The 16,421-nt window shown below is 71.8% G+C and carries 18 protein-coding genes; 8 read left to right on the plus strand and 10 right to left on the minus strand.

What is annotated here, in order from left to right:
• Window positions 1-60: 60 nt before the first annotated feature.
• The 7 genes from I4Q55_RS39240 to I4Q55_RS39270 form a co-directional block, all read right to left on the minus strand.
• Entirely contained in the window at window positions 61-576 is a 516-nt protein-coding gene (locus I4Q55_RS39240; protein ID WP_206795560.1) for a hypothetical protein, read from the minus strand.
• Window positions 577-588: 12 nt separating this feature from the next.
• Window positions 589-1,440, minus strand: coding sequence for a PD-(D/E)XK nuclease family protein (locus I4Q55_RS39245; RefSeq protein ID WP_206795705.1), 852 nt, complete (start codon window positions 1,438-1,440; stop codon window positions 589-591).
• Between the two features lie 83 nt (window positions 1,441-1,523).
• The gene (locus tag I4Q55_RS39250; RefSeq protein ID WP_206795561.1) at window positions 1,524-3,986 is read right to left on the minus strand and encodes an alpha-L-rhamnosidase C-terminal domain-containing protein; all 2,463 of its coding nucleotides are present in this window, start codon (window positions 3,984-3,986) and stop codon (window positions 1,524-1,526) included.
• Window positions 3,987-4,110: 124 nt separating this feature from the next.
• Window positions 4,111-4,740, minus strand: a complete 630-nt coding sequence (locus I4Q55_RS39255) for a MarC family protein (RefSeq protein WP_206795563.1) — start codon at window positions 4,738-4,740, stop codon at window positions 4,111-4,113.
• A gap of 1 nt (window position 4,741) precedes the next feature.
• Window positions 4,742-5,605, minus strand: a complete 864-nt coding sequence (locus I4Q55_RS39260) for a PHP domain-containing protein (RefSeq protein ID WP_374194521.1) — start codon at window positions 5,603-5,605, stop codon at window positions 4,742-4,744.
• Between the two features lie 47 nt (window positions 5,606-5,652).
• Window positions 5,653-6,213, minus strand: coding sequence for a PH domain-containing protein (locus I4Q55_RS39265; RefSeq protein WP_003095467.1), 561 nt, complete (start codon window positions 6,211-6,213; stop codon window positions 5,653-5,655).
• A gap of 21 nt (window positions 6,214-6,234) precedes the next feature.
• On the minus strand, window positions 6,235-6,399 hold the full coding sequence (locus I4Q55_RS39270) for a hypothetical protein (protein ID WP_162146229.1): 165 nt from the start codon (window positions 6,397-6,399) through the stop codon (window positions 6,235-6,237).
• A 186-nt stretch (window positions 6,400-6,585) separates the two neighbouring features.
• On the opposite strand from I4Q55_RS39270, the gene I4Q55_RS39275 reads away from it, so the two are divergent.
• Window positions 6,586-6,999: an NUDIX hydrolase gene (locus tag I4Q55_RS39275; RefSeq protein WP_206795567.1), complete on the plus strand. Its 414-nt coding sequence runs from the start codon at window positions 6,586-6,588 to the stop codon at window positions 6,997-6,999.
• A gap of 146 nt (window positions 7,000-7,145) precedes the next feature.
• Here I4Q55_RS39275 and I4Q55_RS39280 read toward each other — a convergent pair whose 3' ends face one another.
• Both I4Q55_RS39280 and I4Q55_RS39285 read right to left on the minus strand, forming a co-directional pair.
• Entirely contained in the window at window positions 7,146-8,240 is a 1,095-nt protein-coding gene (locus I4Q55_RS39280; protein WP_206795569.1) for a DUF2332 domain-containing protein, read from the minus strand.
• Between the two features lie 7 nt (window positions 8,241-8,247).
• A complete protein-coding gene (locus I4Q55_RS39285; protein WP_206795571.1) occupies window positions 8,248-8,751 on the minus strand; it encodes a MaoC family dehydratase in 504 nt (167 codons plus the stop codon).
• Window positions 8,752-9,058: 307 nt separating this feature from the next.
• Between I4Q55_RS39285 and corA the strand changes: the two genes are divergently transcribed.
• The 3 genes from corA to I4Q55_RS39300 all read left to right on the plus strand — a co-directional run bounded on the left by corA (window position 9,059) and on the right by I4Q55_RS39300 (window position 11,808).
• Complete coding sequence (gene corA / locus I4Q55_RS39290; RefSeq protein ID WP_206795573.1) at window positions 9,059-10,141, plus strand: magnesium/cobalt transporter CorA; 1,083 nt, start codon at window positions 9,059-9,061, stop codon at window positions 10,139-10,141.
• A 180-nt stretch (window positions 10,142-10,321) separates the two neighbouring features.
• Entirely contained in the window at window positions 10,322-10,972 is a 651-nt protein-coding gene (locus I4Q55_RS39295) for a metallophosphoesterase (protein WP_206795574.1), read from the plus strand.
• Entirely contained in the window at window positions 10,969-11,808 is an 840-nt protein-coding gene (locus tag I4Q55_RS39300; RefSeq protein WP_206795575.1) for a chromosome partitioning protein ParB, read from the plus strand. The genes I4Q55_RS39295 and I4Q55_RS39300 overlap by 4 nt, the downstream gene beginning before the upstream one ends.
• On the opposite strand, the gene I4Q55_RS39305 is transcribed toward I4Q55_RS39300, so the two are convergent.
• A complete protein-coding gene (locus I4Q55_RS39305; protein ID WP_206795576.1) occupies window positions 11,794-12,555 on the minus strand; it encodes a helix-turn-helix transcriptional regulator in 762 nt (253 codons plus the stop codon). The genes I4Q55_RS39300 and I4Q55_RS39305 overlap by 15 nt on opposite strands.
• A 68-nt stretch (window positions 12,556-12,623) precedes the next feature.
• Here I4Q55_RS39305 and I4Q55_RS39310 point away from each other — a divergent pair, with 68 nt between their 5' ends.
• The 4 genes from I4Q55_RS39310 to I4Q55_RS39325 all read left to right on the plus strand — a co-directional run bounded on the left by I4Q55_RS39310 (window position 12,624) and on the right by I4Q55_RS39325 (window position 16,404).
• The gene (locus I4Q55_RS39310) at window positions 12,624-13,670 is read left to right on the plus strand and encodes a zinc-binding dehydrogenase (RefSeq protein WP_242547562.1); all 1,047 of its coding nucleotides are present in this window, start codon (window positions 12,624-12,626) and stop codon (window positions 13,668-13,670) included.
• 141 nt (window positions 13,671-13,811) lie between these two features.
• A complete protein-coding gene (locus I4Q55_RS39315; RefSeq protein WP_206795577.1) occupies window positions 13,812-14,642 on the plus strand; it encodes a CPBP family intramembrane glutamic endopeptidase in 831 nt (276 codons plus the stop codon).
• Window positions 14,639-15,748, plus strand: coding sequence for a sensor histidine kinase (locus I4Q55_RS39320; RefSeq protein ID WP_206795578.1), 1,110 nt, complete (start codon window positions 14,639-14,641; stop codon window positions 15,746-15,748). The genes I4Q55_RS39315 and I4Q55_RS39320 overlap by 4 nt, the downstream gene beginning before the upstream one ends.
• Window positions 15,745-16,404 (plus strand): response regulator transcription factor, encoded by a 660-nt coding sequence (locus I4Q55_RS39325; RefSeq protein ID WP_206795579.1) that lies wholly within the window; start codon window positions 15,745-15,747, stop codon window positions 16,402-16,404. Before I4Q55_RS39320 ends, I4Q55_RS39325 begins: the two co-directional genes overlap by 4 nt.
• Window positions 16,405-16,421 lie beyond the last annotated feature (17 nt).

Raw genomic sequence — 16,421 nt, forward strand, 5'->3', positions numbered from 1 at the left:
GATCACGCGAGATCCGGCCTCCCCGCCCCCTGCCCGGAGGCGGGACCGATCCTCCCGGGCTCAGGTGAGCCAGAAAAGGGACACCGCGGAGACCGTGAACAGCACGACCGCGATCCCCGCACCCACGGCGGACGGCCCGTCGCGGCGATCGGCGACGCGCTGGGCCAGCAACGCCAGCGCCGCCGCCACGGGGTGGCCGATCAGCAGGGTCGCTCCGGGGCCGGGCATGCCGGTGTAGAGGCCGATCGCCCCCACCAGGAGCACGCCGAGCGCCAGGACCGCGAGGCCGGCCGCCAGTGAGCCCGTCAACCCGCGCCACCACCGGCCGCGCACCGGAGCGGCTGCCGGCTCGGTCTCCGGACCGGCGTCGGCCGGTTCGATCCGCTCTGGCTCGATCCGCCTCTGCTCCACGGTCGGCGCCTCGGCCGCACCCACCCCGGCGTCCGGCGCCTCGGGTCGCTCGCCCTGACCGCGCCTCCGCCGAACCGTTCCCGGCTCGTCCGGGCGCGGGCGCGCCGCCGGATTCCCCGCCGGCAGCGGGACCGTCGCCAGTTCGTCCGTGTCCGGTGAAGCCACTTACCCTCCCGTCTAGGGCGCGAGCAGGTCCCACGGCTGCGCAGCCGGGGCCGCTTCCTGGCCCGCCGCGCAGCTCGGCCTGAAGTCGCACCAGGCGCAGCGCCGGTCCGGGCGGGCCGGGAACAGCACGTCGCCGTCGCCGCCCGCGTCCAGGGTATCCGTGGCCAGGCGCAGGTCTCCGGCAGTCTCCTCCGCGCGTTGCAGGTGCCGCTGCAGGCTCTCCGGGGTGTGCTCCGCCGCCGCGATCGTGCCCGTCGGGACGTGGTGCAGCTCCACCGTCGTGCACGGCATCCGCAACGTGCGCGCCGCCGCCACCGCGTACAGCGCAAGCGCTTGCGAGGCCCGGGCCTCGTACTCGTCCGGTGGCCGCCGCCCCGTCTTGTAGTCGACGATCACCAACTCACCCGATCGGGCGTCGATGCGGTCCGCGCGGCCCTCGATGATCATCGACGGCCGCTCCCCCGGCGTCCCGCTGACCGGCGCCGACACCCAGCGCTCCAGCCCGACCGGGTCGTGCGTGACGTCGTTGTCCTCGACGTACTCCGCCACCCACCCCTTGGCCCGCGCCCGGTACCGCGCCGCCTGCTCCTCGCTTTCGAAGCCCGCGTCCTTCCAGAACTCGGCCACCAGCGCCACCGCCCGCTGCGGCACCCGCTTGAGCACCGGCAGGTCGAACAGCGCCCGCAGCGCGTTGTGCACCACCGCGCCCAGCGTGCTGTGCGCCCACGGCCCGGTGCGCTGCGGTGTCGGCCGCTGCAGGTACGCGAGGCGGTACCGGCGCGGGCAGTCGTCGAAGGTCGCCAGCCGCGCCGGCGAGACCTTCGTGAGCCGCACCGGTTGCGCGACGCCGAAGTCGAAGCCCATCTGCTCCTTCACGCTGCCCACGCTACGCACCACCACCGACACTTTCCGCGCGGGGCGAGCGCGCCCCGCGCGGAAAGCCCGGTTCACCGCACGACGAGCACCGTGTGCGTGCCGCCGGAAACCGTCAGCGGGCCCGCGGTCCGCACCGCACGGCCGTCCAGCAGCACGAGACGACCCGAAGGCACCACCAGCGACCCGGACGTCCCCCGCGGCGCCGTCACCGTCAACGAGAACACCGAACCCTGCTGCGACCACGAAGCCGACAACGTGCCCTTCGGCGTCGGCACCGCTCCGCGCGCCCACGAGACCGAGCCCGGGTGCGGCGCCACCGTCCAGGTCGCGAAGCCCGGCGACGTCGGCGAGACGCCCAGCAGCTCGTTCGTCAGCGCCGGCACGACGCCGGTCGACCAGCCGTGCGCGGCCGACGTGTAGCCCTGCTGGTAGTGCGAGCCGCCCTCGCCGATGCCCTCCCACGCCGTGATTCCCGGGTCGTGCGTGGCCATCCAGCCGTACATCCGCTTGATCTGGTCGATCGCGGACGCCGTCTGCCCGGTCCGGAACCGCGCCTGCAGCTCGGGGAACGACGTGAACGCGTACACGCGCTTCGTGCCGTCGCCCACCAACGTGTCGTTGTCCATGAACGGGTTCCCGTACGGCAACGCGCCCGCCGCGAGCCGCGCCAGCGCCGAAGCAGCCTGCGCGGGCGAAGCGATGCCGGCGAGGATCGCGTGGCTGTTGCCGTCCTGGCCGTGGCGCACCGGGCCCGTCGCCGAGTCGAGGTACGCGCCCGCCGCCGGGTCCCACAGGTACTGGTTCACGGCCGCGGAGACGCCCGAAGCCCGCGAAAGCCACCGGTCCGCGTCGGCCGGGTGCCCCGTCGCGCGCGCCAGACCCGCAGCGCCCTGAAGCGCCCGGACGTACAACGCGTTGTAGTACGTCACTTCGCCCGTGCGCGGCAGGAACGCGTAGTCGCCGTAGCCGCCTGTGCCGTTGAGGCCCTTCGCGAGCAACCCGCGCGAATCAGTCACCGACGGGTACCACGTGTCGAGCGTCTTCACGAGGTGCGGGTAGTACGAAGCCGCGTACGCGGTGTCGCCCGTGTAGAGCACGTAGTCCCAGCTCGACGTCACCCACCAGAGCGGATAGTCGAACAGCGGCAGCGTGTAGTTGTTGATCGACGCGGGCGGGATCCAGCCGTCCGCCCGCTGGTGGTCGGCGAGATCGGCGAGCACATTCCGAGCCGCCGTGCCGTCCTGGTGCGTCAGGTACTGCGTCAGGCCGGACACCGCGACGTCGCCGACGTACGGGTCCCGGTCGCGCTTCGCGCCGTCGTGCAGCACCAGCTTCCCGTCCAGCGACGGCGAGAAGGCGCCGCGAGGGTCCACATCGGACTCACGGAAGGTGTCCATGCCCAGCTCGTTCGTGTACGACGCCGCGTACCAGTACTTGTTCAGGTCTTCGTCGGACGACTCGAACCACCCGCGGTAGGTCGACGGCGTGCCGAGGAACGGCGTGAAGTCGAGCGAGACGCCGCTGACGCGCACCTCGCCGGAGGGCTGGGCGAGCGGCGCGTCCGACGCCAGCGCGTCGAGGCTGATCCGCAGGTAGCGGAAGCCGTGCAGGCCGTCCGCGCAGACCTGCGTCCCGGACGCGCAGCCCTGGGTGTCGCGCCACACGGTCGGCGTCGCCGGCACGGCGAACTGGTCGGTGCCCGGCCCGCCGGAGAAGTCCGAGCGGGTGAAGTCGGAGCGTTCGCCCAGGTACTGGAGGGTTTCCGAGAACGCGAGCCGGACGCCCGGCCGGTTCGCCGACGCGCCCGCGAACGCGATCTTCGGGTACCCGGCGACGACCTTGCCGAAGTCGACGACGGCGCTCGGCACCGGCGGGTCGGCGACCAGGCCGGGCCACACCTCGGCGACCCGGCTGAACTCGCCGGACGGGGTGTTCTGGTCCTTGGTCACGGTGATCCGCACCTGCGCGGTCGTCACCGGCCGGTCGAAGGTGACCGCGCGCTGCACGGCCGTGTTGCCGCTGACCGTGGCGGCCACCCGCCACAGGCCGCCGTCCAGCACCTCGACCGTGAAGTCCTGCGGCACGCCGTCCACATTGGACATCACAGTCACGCCGGGCAGCGCGACCGGCGCGCCCGCGGTGATCGTCAGGACGTCGGGATAGGCGCCGATCGTGTCGTCGTTCCAGAACGTCTCGGTGTTGCCGTCGATCGCGTTGCCGGGGTCGTAGGTCCGGGGTTGCCCGTTCCCGCCGTTGTTCGGCGCGTGGAACGACGACGCGGCCGCGGTGGTGCCGGCGGGCCACGCCGGCTTCGGCGGCGGCGCCTGCCGCTTGAACGTCGCCACGCCCCGGCCGAGCAGGCCGTTCGGGTTCGTGACGTCACCGGTGGTGGACAGCACCCGCACCGGCCGGACGTCCCGGCTCGAGGGTGCGACGACGTACTTCTGCCAGCCGGGCGCGGCGCCGGCGGGCGCGGCCACCACACCGCTCGCCACCAGCACCGTGACCGGCAGGATTGCTCTGAGCCACTTCATCGAGGCCTCCGCAGGGCGTTGAATCGTTTCAAACGCTGAGCTGAGCTTCAGGCTGCGGGAGCGGTGCCAACGATGTCAACGAACCGGGCACATCCTGTCCGGCAGGACAACCCGGGTGGCGGCGTCAGCCGGCGCCGGAGATGAACCCGCGGACGGAGTTCGCGACGAGCTCCACGGCGATGGCCGCGAGCAGCAGGCCGGCCACCTTGGCCAGCAGCGTGATGCCGCTTTCCTTGATCAGCCGGATGACGAGGCCGGAGTAGCGCATGCAGAGGTAGATCACGAAGTGCGTGGTGACGATCGCCAGCGCCAGGGCGATGTACGCGCCGACGTGCCCATCTGCCTGCCGGACGAACACGATGGTGGCGGCGATCGCGCCGGGCCCGGCCAGCAGCGGCGTGCCGAGCGGCACGAGGGCGACGTTGACGTCTTCGGCCGCCGCCTCGGGCTCGTGGCCGTTGCTGGTGAGCAGCTGCAGCGCGATCAGCAGGAGCAGCAGCCCGCCCGCGCCCTGCAGCGCGGGGATGCCGATGCCGAGGTAGGACAGGATCGCCTGGCCGGCGATCGCGAACAGGCTGATGACCAGCAGCGACACCAGCACGGCCTGCCGGGCGGCGCGCGCCCGGGTCGCCATCGGCTTGCGGCCGACGAGGCTCAGGAACACCGGTACGGTGCCGGGCGGGTCCATGATGACGATCAAGGTGATCGTCGCGCTCATGAAGAGCTTCGCGTCGAAGACGTCGGCGAGCGCCATGTCAGCCCTTCACGACTTGGAAGCCCGTGGCGCGCGACATGAGCTCCTCGAACTGCCCGGGATCGGTGGTGCACTCGCCGAGTTTGATCGTCTTGTTCGTGCCGTGGTAGTCGCTGGATCCGGTGACCAGCAGGCCGAGCTCGCCGGCCAGCTCGCGGGTGCGGGCCCGCGTCGGCGCGTCGTGGTTGGGGTGGTCGGCCTCGACGCCGGTGAGCCCGCGCGCGGCCAGGCCGGCGAGGGTGTCCTCGCTGATGGTGGCGCCGCGGCTGAAGGCGAAGGGGTGCGCGACGACGGTGACGCCGCCGGCCGCGGTGATCATGTCGATGGCTTCTTCGACGGGCGTGTCGCGCCGGGCGACGTAGTAGCCGCGGCGGGGGCTGAGGTAGTCGGCGAAGGCCTCGTCGACGGACTTGACCAGCCCCGCGCGGACCAGCGCCTGCGCCAGGTGGGGGCGGCCGGGCGGGGAGTCCTCGGGCAGCAGGCCGAAGATTTCGTCGGCGTCGATCGGCAGGCCGTCGGCGGCCATCCGCTCGGCCATCCGCCGCAGCCGGGTGCGGCGCTCGAGCCGCAGCCGGGTCTGCTCGGTGACGACGGCTTCCGACGTCGGGTCGAAGAGGTAGGCGAGCAGGTGGACGCTGATCTGCCGGCCGGTCTCGGGGTCGATCGACACCGTGGAGAGCTCGGCGCCGGGGACCAGGGTCAGGCCGGACGACACCGCTTCGGAGGCGGGCGCCCAGCCCGCGGTGGTGTCGTGGTCGGTGATCGCGACGACGTCGAGCCCGGCTCTCGCGGCCGCGGCGACGAGCCCGGCCGGCGTGTCGGTGCCGTCGGAAGCGGTGGAATGGGCGTGCAGGTCGATGCGCATCGTGTCCATTGTCGACGATGCGCTGGGTCACACGCGCGGCGGGACTCCTACCCGACCGGCTTCTTCCCGCGGGCGGCCCGCTGGGCCTTGATCATGGAGAAGCGTTCGGCCTGCTTCTGCTTGTCGCCGAAGACCAGCTCCGAGATCGTGTCGTAGAACTCTTCGGGCCGCGGCAGGAAGTCGATCTTGTTCAGCGCCTGGATCTGACCGGCGGACTCGACGACCATCGTGCCGTAGCCCATCATGCGGCCGGTCGCCGTGCGGACGTAGCTGAGGTCGGTGACCTTGCTGATCGGCATCATGAGCACCTTGGTGGTGAACACCCCGGTGGTCATGACGAACCGCTTGTCGGTGACCACCAGGCGCTCGACCCACCACTCCATCACCACGTAGGCGAACCGCAGGACGACGAGCAGCGCGACGTACCAGAGGATGTTCTGGCCGATGTACAGCGCCGGTGGCAGCAGGTAGGACACCAGCACGCAGACGGCCAGCAGCGCGGCCGCCTCGAAGGTGTCCCACAGCAGCACCGCCCAGTGGCGGCGGATGCGGATGACCCGCCGCTCGGTGTCGAGGAGGTACTCGTCGGGGTCGCGTGGCGCGAACATGGTTCGAGGGTAACCCCGCGATCAGCCCTTGAACACGTTGCTGACGAAGGTGATCACCGATTCGGCCGAGCTACGGAGGAAGTCGATGATGTTGCCGACGAGGCCGGCGGCCTGCCCAGGCTGGGCGATGACGAAGAACAGCACCAACGCGATACCGGCGAGGCCCGCAATCTTCTTCACGTTCACCGCGATCAAATCCCGTCTCTTACGGTGACACCGGACAACAGCAGTTTCTACGTTGTACCGCACTGAACAGGCACAGGGGAGGTAAGTCCCGCGCTTGGGTCAGCACGCGGTCCGAAGTGTACCGTACGGCTACTCTCCGTGTACAGGACATCGGTTTTCAACTCGGTTACGTCTACCCTTCGGGACATGGAGGGCTTGACCAGCACCACGATCCGCTGTGTCGGCGGGGTCGCGTTCGACCCGCACGGCCGTTTGCTGCTCATCCGGCGCGCGAACGACCCCGGTTCGGGTCAATGGTCGCTGCCGGGCGGCCGAGTCGAACCGGGCGAAACGGACAAGGAGGCCGTGGTCCGCGAGGTTTTCGAGGAGACCGGCCTCGACGTGATTCCGGGCACACTGGTGGGCTCGGTGCGGCGGGGGCCGTTCGAGATCTTCGACTACGCCTGCGAGGTGCGGGGCGGCGTTCTCACGGCTGGTGATGACGCGTCGGAGGCCCGCTGGTCCGATGCGGCGGACCTTGCCGCGTTGGAGGCCGGTGGAGAGTTGGTGGAGCTGCTTTTTGTGACGCTGCGTGAGTGGGGGGCTTTGCCGCGGGCCTGAGGCTGCTTCCCAGCCGCCCGCCACGGCGCAGGTCTCAACCGCCCCAATGTGGCCTTGGTTGCGTTCAACGCACCGAAGGCCGCCTTGGGTGCGTTCAACGCACCGAAGGCCACATTGGGGCGCTTGGGGCGGGTGTCGGGGTCTGGCTACAACGGCAACCAGGTCATCCGCTGCCCGTGCGGCGCGGTCCGCGCCAGGGCGTGCGCCTCGGCCTTCCCGTCCTCCCACCGCACCACGCCCAGCGTCGCGAGCCCGTCCGAACCCGCCAGATCCGAACGCCCCGGCAGGACCAACTCCAGCCCGGCCCCGTAGAACTCCTCCGAAACCCACCACACCGGCCGTGAGGCGGCCAGCGAAGCCAGCTCCGAAACGAACGCCGCCCGTCGCGACGCGGAGAAGTACGCCAAGACGTGGCTGGTCAGCACCACCAACGGCCCCTCCAGCGACGCAGCTGCCGTCGCCAGGTCGTCGACGCCGTCCCCGGTGATCAACCGCGGGCGGTGGCGCGCCTGCTCGGCCGCCGCCGTGCGCAGCAACCTGATGCGGTCCGGCTGGTCCGCCCAGACGCAGGCCTCCAGCCAGGCCAGCTCGTCCTCGTCCGACAGGTCCACCGGTGCCCGGTCCAGCCCCGCCCGGTCGATCAGCGCGAGCTTCTTCGGCAGCTTCGGCACCGTCGCGCCCGGCGCCAGGTCCAGCGCGCAGTGCAAGCCGACCGCCGCCTTCGCCGGGCCCGCCGTCAGCTGGTCGCCGCCGTCGCACTGGTAGCGGTAGCCGAAGCGGTCCAGGCCCAGCAGCAGCCCCGCGCTGCAGCCGACCTCCAGCAGCGAGACCTTCCCGCCCGCTTCGCGCGCCGCCCGCGCCACACCCGGGTACAGCAGCGCCGCCCGGCGGACCTCGTTCGTCTGCGTGTACCGCGAGGCGATCAGCTCCCGCGCCTTCGAAGCGCGGTCCAACAGGAACGACCGGAACAGCGGCCACGTGTCCGAATCCACCCCGTCGAAGCCGCCCAGCGAGGGGTAGTAGCGAGACAGCGGGTGGATCGGGTCGGCCTGCACCAGGCGGTGCGCCGCCGCCATCAGCAGCGTGCCGCGCACCTCGCCGTCGCGGGCGACCGACAGCAGGCCGGCGACGTCGTCGTCCGCCGCGGCCCGCAGGGCCAGGTGCTCGTACAGCGGTGAGACCCCGCGGGCCTCCGTTTCCGCGAACGTGCGGAGTATCCCCTTGATCGCGTCCAGGTCCATCAGAGCCTCATTCGTGCGGCACCGGCCGGCCCGGCTGCTCCCCGCCCCGAGTCTCCCCGTACGACCGCTTCGGCACCATCACCTTCCGCCGGAAGGTGCACACGATCAGGCCGTCCTGCTTGTAGCCGCGCGTTTCGACGTACACCACGCCGCGGTCGTCCTTGGACCTCGACGGCGTCTTGTCGAGCACCTCGGTCTCGCCGTAGATCGTGTCGCCGTGGAACGTCGGCTTGACGTGCTTGAGGGACTCGACCTCGAGGTTCGCGATGGCCTTGCCGGAGACGTCGGGCACGGACATGCCCAGCAGCAGCGAGTAGACGTAGTTCCCGACGACGACGTTCTTGCCGAAGTCGGTCGTCTCCTCGGCGTAGTGCGCGTCGAGGTGCAACGGGTGGTGGTTCATCGTGATCAGGCAGAACAGGTGGTCGTCGTATTCGGTGACCGTTTTGCCCGGCCAGTGCTTGTAGACCGCACCGACCTCGAACTCCTCGTAGTACCGACCGAACTGCACTCGTCTTCTCCTGTCCGCGTAACACCGCGTGAGGCTGGTACGACACGCATCCGTAGTGAGGAGTACCCTCAACCATCGGTGTTCGCGCGTCAACGCGAGCCCCGCCACTGTTGCCCCCGGCCCGAAGGAGGTGAGGAACCCGATGAGTAGTGGCGATAGTCCGCTCCCTAGTAGTCCCAGCGTTCCCACCTCACGGGTCGTCTCCAGGTAGGCCTTCTCACTCCGGAACGCTGGTGTGTCGCCGGGCGGACGCTTTCCGCCCCTGGTCCGTCGTCTCGCACGACCACGCACGACACCAGGAGATCCCATGCCTGCCATTCCCTCGCTCGGCGGCCTCCGCGGCCGCGGCAACAAGGGCGCCGTCCCGGTCCGCCCGGTTCCGGTGCCGCTGTCGGCGTACGTCGTCGACTGCGCCGTGTACGTCGCCGGCGAGCGCCTGCCCGGCCGCTGGACCCACTCCGAGGCCATCAAGGAGGTCCGGAAGCGGCACGAGGGGTTCGTCTGGATCGGGCTGCACGAGCCGGACGCCCAGCAGATCCAGGGCGTCGCGGACACGTTCGGGCTGCACGAGCTGGCGGTCGAGGACGCCCTCGAAGCGCACCAGCGGCCGAAGCTGGAGCGCTACGACGACACGCTGTTCCTGGTGGTCAAGACCGTGCGGTACGTCGAGCACGAGTCGCCGACGACGGCGAACGAGATCGTCGAGACCGGCGAGCTGATGGTGTTCCTCGGCCGCGACTTCGTGATCACCGTGCGGCACGGGAACCACTCGGGGCTGGCGCGGCTGCGCCGCGAGCTGGACGACGACCCGGAGCGGCTGCAGCTGGGGCCGTCCGCGGTCGTGCACGCCATCACCGACCACGTCGTCGACCACTACCTCGACGTCACCGGGCGGATCGAGACCGACATCGACGAGATGGAGGCGCAGGTCTTCGCGCCCCGCTCGCAGGTCAGCGCCGAGCAGATCTACCTCATGAAGCGGGAGGTCCTCGAGCTGCGCCGGGCGGTCATGCCGCTGGCCACGCCGATCCAGCGCCTGGCCGAGGGCTACACGCGGCTGGTGCCGGACGAGGTCCGCTCCTACTTCCGCGACGTCGCCGACCACCTCACGACCGTGTCCGAGCGGGTCGCGGCGTTCGACGAGCTGCTGTCCACCCTGGTCGACGCGACCGTCGCGAAGATCTCGCTCCAGCAGAACACCGATATGCGCAAGATCACGTCGTGGGCGGCGATCATCACCGTGCCGACGATGATCGCCGGCATCTACGGGATGAACTTCGACTACATGCCCGAGCTGCACTGGAAGTTCGGGTACCCGCTGGTGATCACCGTGATCCTCGGCATCTGCCTGTTGCTGTACCGAATATTCCGGAAGAACGGCTGGCTCTAGTCCCCTTCCTCCCCACCGGATTCTTCGGAGAACCCGTCATGTCCAAGATGCTGTCCAACCTGAAGTTCTGGGCGCTCGCGCTCAGCGTGCTGTGGATCGTCGTCATCACCTTCGTCATCGCCGCCGACCCGGGATTCGCGCACGGGATGAAATGACGGCGTCGCGTCCTATCCTGGGCGCATGCCGAAAGCGCTGGTCGTCTCCGACGAGGTCGACGAGCGGTTGTGGACCGACGCGGTCCGCGCCGTCTCCGTCGACCTGGTCATCGGCGCCGGCGACCTGCCCTACGACTACCTGGCGTTCCTGGCGAGCGCGCTCGACGTGCCGTGCGTGTTCGTGCCCGGCAACCACGACCCGGACCTGAGCGGCTACACCCGCTACGGCGGCCTGTCCATGAAGGACGGTTTCCCGACGGTCTGGCCCGGCCCGGCGGGCGGCGTCAACGCCGACGGGCGGCTCGTCGACGTCGCCGGCCTGCGGTTCGCCGGGCTCGGCGGCTCGGTCCGCTACAACGACGGGCCGAACCAGTGGACGCAGCGCCAGCAGGCCCGGCGGGCCCGCGGGCTGGTCCGGCGCGCCCGCTTCCGGCGGTGGCGCGACGGGCGCGACGTCGACGTCCTGCTGACGCACGCGCCACCGCGGGGCCTGGGCGATCGCGAGGACCCGCCGCACCGCGGGTTCGCGTGCCTGCACCGCACGATCGAGGCACTGCGCCCGAAGTGGCTGCTGCACGGGCACATCCACCCCCACGGCGAGCCGGTGCCGGACCGCGTCGCCGGCACGACCCGGATCCGCAACGTGGTGGGCCACCGGATCATGGAGATATCGTGAAAGAGACGGGATTCCCCCGCGCCGACGCGGAGAACGACTTCCTCCGCGCGCGCCGGGGCCAGGTGCTCTCGCGGCTGTCGACGTGGCTGCGGCGCGAGCCCGACGACGTCAACATCATGCTGCCGTTCCACGAGGTGGTGGAGGCGCTCGGCTACCTCGGCGAGCACCGGATCGGGCTGCGGGTGATCAAGCTGGAGTCGATCGTCGGCACGGTCGACCGCAGCCGCGACTTCGACCGCCGCTTCCGCCCGACGTCGGCCCGCGTCCGCGAACGCTGGGAGCGCCTGGCCCTGGCCGCCCGCCGCGGCGAGGAGATCCCGCCGATCGAGGTGTACCGCGTGGGCGAGCTGCACTTCATCATCGACGGCCACCACCGCGCCTCGGTGGCGATCGCGCAGGGACTGTCCACAATAGAGGCCTCGGTGACGGTCGTGCGGACCAAGCTGGACCCGAGCGGCATCCGCCACCGCGGCGACCTGATCGTCAAGGACTACCGCCGGCTGTTCCTGGAGCGCGTCCCGCTGACGGGCCACGCCCGGGCCTCGGTGATCGTGTCGGACCCGTGGAACTACGCGAAGCTGGGCGAGCACGTGGAGGCGTGGGGCTTCCGGCTGATGCAGGACGAAGGCAAGTTCTGCGACCGGGCGAGCGTGGCGCAGCGCTGGTTCGAGGAGGAGTTCGTGCCGGTGGTGGGCATGTTGCGCCAGGCGGGGCTGATCGGCGACCGCACGGACGCCGAGGCGTACATGTGGGTGGCGGCGGAGCGGTACCGCCTGATCCGCACCCACCGCTGGGACGACGAGGTGATCGAGACGCTGCGGTCACGACGGCACTAGGTGGTAGACCACCAGCGTCTGCTCGGGCCGCTCGGCGACGTGGAACGCGGCGTGCGGCACGGTGATCACGCCCAGCCGGGGGTGCCGCAGGCGCTTGTGCCCCGCGTGGCTGAACTGGACGTCGTACCGCGGCCACCACGCGCGCACCTCGGGGCTGGCCTCGGTCAGCTCGGCCACCAGCCGGGTCACGCGCGGGTGGCCGGGGTGCCGCCCGGCGATCGCCCGCAGCCGGGCCAGGACCCCGCGCGCCTCCGGCTCCCAGTCGACCAGCACCTCCCGGGCGGCCGCCTCGGTGAACAGCCAGCGCACGACGTTCCCACCCCGCCCGATGCCCCGGAACAGCTCCTCGGCGGCGTCGTTGAGCGCGAGGACGTCGTAACAGATCCCGGTGACGTACGCGGGGTTGCCGCCCAGCAGCGCCGGGACGCCCGCGACCTCGGGCGCGGCTTCTTCGCCGGCGCTCTCCCCCGGTGACACCCCGCCGCCGGCGAGGCGGTGCAGGTGCTCGTGTTCGGCGCCGGTCAGCCGCAGCGCCCTGGCCAGTGCGTCGAGCACCTGGCCGGACGGACGGACGTCGCGGCCCTGCTCGAGGTAGGTGAGCCAGGTGGCGCTGATGCCGGCCAGCAGGGCCAGTTCCTCGCGGCGCAGCCCGGGGGTCCGGCGGCGCCCGGTGGCGGGCAGGCCGGCGTCGGCCGGGGTGAGCCGTTCCCGGCGGCTGCGCAGGAACGCGCCCAGTTCCGTGCCCACCCTGGAACCTCCAGTACCAGAATAAAGCAATTCTGGATACCAGCTTAACCCGGCGCGAGGCTGGTGCCATGCAAGCTTGGATCGCGACCGCGCAAGACGTCCGCCGCGCCGAAGTGCCGGAGCCCACGCTCAAGGGCGGTGGGGTGCTCGTGGAGGTGCTCGCCGCGCACCTCCCGGCGTACACGAGAGCGGTGGTGCGGGGGAACCGCGGCGGCCTGCCGGTCCCGCTGGTCCTGGGTCCGTCCTGCGTCGGGCGCGTGCTCGACGTCGCCCCGGACGTCTTCCACGTCGAGCCGGGTGACCTCGTGCTGAACACGGCGCTGCTCGACGCCGGCGGCGGCGACGAGATCCTGGTGGGCTGGGTCGGCCTGGGTGGTTCCGGTGCCGGCAGCGCGCGCACGGACCGGATGCGCAGCGTGTGGCGCGACGGCGTCTTCGCGGAGAAAGCCCTGTGCGCCAAGGAAACCCTGGTCAAGCTGCCCGGGGCGGAAACGTACCCGGAACCGGCCCGCCTGGCGTTCCTGCCGTGGCTCTGCGTCGCCGCCACGGGCCTGCACGCGGCCGGCGCGGTGGCCGGTCGCGACGTCGCCGTGATCGGGGCGACCGGTCAGCTGGGCGGCGCGGCGGTGCTGACGGCACTGGCGGAAGGCGCGGCGACGGTGACGGCGGTGGGCCGCAACGAGGACGCCCTCGGCCGGCTGGCGAAGCTCGATCCGCGCGTGCGCACCCACCGGCTGACCGGCGACCGCGCGACGGACGCGGCGGGCATCGGCCCGGTGGACGTGGCCGTCGACACGCTCGGCGCCGCACCGTCGGCGGAGGCGACCATGGCCGCCTACGACAGCTTGCGGGTGCGCGGCACCCTGGTGCTCGTCGGCGGGGTACGCGAGGAGCTGCCCGTCCCGTACGGCGACCTGATGCACCGCAGGCTCACCCTGCGCGGCTCCTGGATGAGCGACGAGCGGACGGTGACCACGGCGTGGCACCTGGTCCGGTCCGGGGTGCTGGACCTGTCGGCGATCGAGCTGCTGACGGCCGGCCTCGACGACCCGGCGGCCGCCCTCGACCTGGCCGAGCGCACGACCGGTCTCGGGTTCGTCGCCCTCGTCCCTTAGCAGGCCGGGCCCGGCGGCGGGTGTCCCCCGTGCGAGCTACGCGCAGGTGTCCACCCGCAGGGGACGATTCCCGCCCGCCGCCTCCCTAGCGTTCGTTCCACACCGCGACAGCGCGCCGCGGGTCGACGTGAAGGGATCCCCATGAGAGTCGTGTGGCAGCTGCTGGCCGTGGCCGCGGTCGCGTTCGCCGGGCAGCAACTCGTTGCCCTCACCGGAAATCCGTGGCTCACACTGCTCTTCGGCGGGCTGACCGCCGTGCTCGCGGTGCTCGCCTACCGGTGGGTCGTGCGGAAGACCGAACACCGGCCGGTCGACGAGCTGGCCGGGCCGGGTGCCGGGCTCGCGCTCGGCCGGGGGACGCTGGTCGGGCTCGCGCTGTTCGGGCTCGTCATCGCGAACCTCGCCCTGCTCGGGGCCTACGACGTCCGTGGCTGGGGCAGCTTCCCCGGCGCCGTCGGCCTGGTCGGCTTCATGGCCGCCGCCGCGGTCACCGAAGAACTGCTGTTCCGCGGCATCCTGTTCCGCGTCGTCGAGAAGTGGCTCGGCACCGGGCTCGCGCTGGTGCTGACCGGCCTGCTGTTCGGCCTCGCCCACCTGTTCAACCCGCACGCGAGCCTGTGGGGCGCCCTCGCCATCGCGATCGAGGCCGGCGGCCTGCTGACCGCCGCGTACGTCGCCACGCGCAGGCTGTGGGTGCCGATCGGCCTGCACTTCGGGTGGAACTTCGCCGCGGCCGGCATCTTCGGCACCGAGGTCTCGGGCAACGGCACGCCGCAGGGCCTGCTCGACGCCGTCACGTCGGGGCCGTCGCTCATCACCGGCGGCAGCTTCGGCCCGGAAGGCTCGCTCTACTCGGTGCTGTTCTGCGTCCTGGGCACGGGCGCGTTCCTGTGGCTCGCCCACCGGCGCGGCCGCCTGGTGCCGCGGCGGCGTTCCGAGCGGGCTGCCGACGTCACTACACTTTCCCGGTGATCGAGTGGCGCCGGCTCGACGTCGTGGTCCGGGACCTCCCGCTCGGGCTGCTGTTCCTGGCGGCCTCGTTCCTGCCGGTGCTCCAGAGCCACGGCACGCAGCTCGGCGGTGTGCCGGCGCGCCCGTTCGACGCGCTGGCCGTCGTGGTGGTCGCCGTCGAAAGCCTCCCGCTCGCCGTGCGGCGGCGGTGGCCGGCCGTGTGCCTGACGCTGGTCGCGCTCGGCTTCGCCGTCGACCAGCTCCGCGGGTACCACTCGGTCGCCGGGACCGCGCTCGGCGTCGCGCTGGTGAGCGCCGGAGCCCACCTGTCACGACGCCGGCGCGCCACCGCACTCGGGTTCTCGGCGGCGTACGTGGTGCTGGCGATCGCCCTCGCGCGGTTCGGCTCGGAACCACCGTCGGAGTTCGTGACGTTCTTCCTGCTGCTGGTGTTCGCGTGGGGCATCGGGGCCTGGCTGCGCACCACCCGCGCCGCGGAAGCCGGGCGGCGCCGCCGCGTCGCCGAGGACACGCGGGCAGCCGAACGCGCCGCCATCGCCCGTGAGCTCCACGACGTCGTCACCCACCACGTGACGGCGATGGTGGTGCAGGCCGAGGCGGCCCGGTACCTGACCGCCGCGCCCGATCGGCTCGACGGGACGCTGACCGCGATCACCGACACCGGCCGGCGCGCCATCACCGACCTGCGGCACCTGCTCTACCTGCTCAACCCCGGGCACGAGACGCCGTCCCCGGGCGGGCTCGTCTCCCTCGTGGAGCAGGCCCGCCAAACCGGGCAGCCGGTGGAGTTCACCGAGGCGGGCACGCCCGCGGAGTCGGCGGGCAGCGCCGACCTGGTGGCCTACCGAGTGGTCCAGGAAGCCCTGACGAACGCCCTCAAGCACGCGCGCGGCAGCCACACCGCCGTCGAAGTGCACCACGGCGACCGGGAGATCACCGTGGCCGTGTCGACAGCGGGCTCCGGAAGCGCGGCACCCGGCGACAGCGGCCGCGGCCTCGCCGGGCTTCGGGAGCGGGTGAGCGTCCTGGGCGGCGACTTCAGCGCGGGCCCCGGCGACGCTGGCTTCGTCGTCCGCGCCCGGATCCCCACCGGGAACCCGGCATGAGCGCGCCGATCCGCGTCCTCGTCTGCGACGACCAGCTGCTCATCCGCACCGGGCTGGTGACGATCATCGGCGCCCAGCCGGATTTCGAGGTGGCAGGCGAGTGCGGCGACGGGCGCACCGCGGTCGATCTCGCGGCGCGGCTGCGCCCGGACGTCGTCCTGATGGACGTGCGGATGCCGGTGCTCGACGGCATCGAGGCCACCCGGCGGCTGGCCGGGGCCGGGGTGCCGCACCCGGTCAAGGTGCTCGTGCTGACGACGTTCAACCTCGACGAGTACGTCTACGAGGCGCTGCGCGCGGGCGCGAGCGGGTTCCTGCTCAAGGACGCGCCGCCGGACCGGCTGCTGCACGGCATCCGGACCGTGGCCACCGGCGCGGCCCTGCTGGACCCGGAGGTGACGCGCAGGCTCGTCGGCAGGCACGCGGCCCGGATCCGGCCGGCGCCGGACAACGCACCGGACGTCCCGCTGACACCCCGCGAGCTGGAGGTCCTGCGCCTGCTCGCGGACGGCCTGTCCAACAGCGAAATCGCGGAACGGCTGGTGATCAGCCAGGAAACCGTCAAGACGTTCGTGTCGCGCATCCTCACGAAGCTGGATCTGCGCGACCGCGTCCAGGCCGTCGTCTACGCCTACCGGCACGGGTTGGTGACGTGACCGGGCAGCCCGGTCAC

It is taken from the genome of Amycolatopsis sp. MtRt-6 (assembly GCF_017308975.1).
In the GTDB taxonomy this organism is placed as follows: domain Bacteria; phylum Actinomycetota; class Actinomycetes; order Mycobacteriales; family Pseudonocardiaceae; genus Amycolatopsis.

What these genes read in the sequence shown, in the direction of transcription:
- I4Q55_RS39245 (WP_206795705.1), bottom strand. Translation starts at nt 1,440, where the DNA reads ATGGGCTTCGACTTCGGCGTCGCGCAACCGGTGCGGCTCACGAAGGTC.
- I4Q55_RS39250 (WP_206795561.1), bottom strand. Translation starts at nt 3,986, where the DNA reads ATGAAGTGGCTCAGAGCAATCCTGCCGGTCACGGTGCTGGTGGCGAGC.
- I4Q55_RS39255 (WP_206795563.1), bottom strand. Translation starts at nt 4,740, where the DNA reads ATGGCGCTCGCCGACGTCTTCGACGCGAAGCTCTTCATGAGCGCGACG.
- I4Q55_RS39260 (WP_374194521.1), bottom strand. Translation starts at nt 5,605, where the DNA reads ATGCGCATCGACCTGCACGCCCATTCCACCGCTTCCGACGGCACCGAC.
- I4Q55_RS39265 (WP_003095467.1), bottom strand. Translation starts at nt 6,213, where the DNA reads ATGTTCGCGCCACGCGACCCCGACGAGTACCTCCTCGACACCGAGCGG.
- I4Q55_RS39275 (WP_206795567.1), top strand. Translation starts at nt 6,586, where the DNA reads ATGGAGGGCTTGACCAGCACCACGATCCGCTGTGTCGGCGGGGTCGCG.
- I4Q55_RS39280 (WP_206795569.1), bottom strand. Translation starts at nt 8,240, where the DNA reads ATGGACCTGGACGCGATCAAGGGGATACTCCGCACGTTCGCGGAAACG.
- corA (WP_206795573.1), top strand. Translation starts at nt 9,059, where the DNA reads ATGCCTGCCATTCCCTCGCTCGGCGGCCTCCGCGGCCGCGGCAACAAG.
- I4Q55_RS39295 (WP_206795574.1), top strand. Translation starts at nt 10,322, where the DNA reads ATGCCGAAAGCGCTGGTCGTCTCCGACGAGGTCGACGAGCGGTTGTGG.
- I4Q55_RS39310 (WP_242547562.1), top strand. Translation starts at nt 12,624, where the DNA reads ATGCAAGCTTGGATCGCGACCGCGCAAGACGTCCGCCGCGCCGAAGTG.
- I4Q55_RS39315 (WP_206795577.1), top strand. Translation starts at nt 13,812, where the DNA reads ATGAGAGTCGTGTGGCAGCTGCTGGCCGTGGCCGCGGTCGCGTTCGCC.
- I4Q55_RS39325 (WP_206795579.1), top strand. Translation starts at nt 15,745, where the DNA reads ATGAGCGCGCCGATCCGCGTCCTCGTCTGCGACGACCAGCTGCTCATC.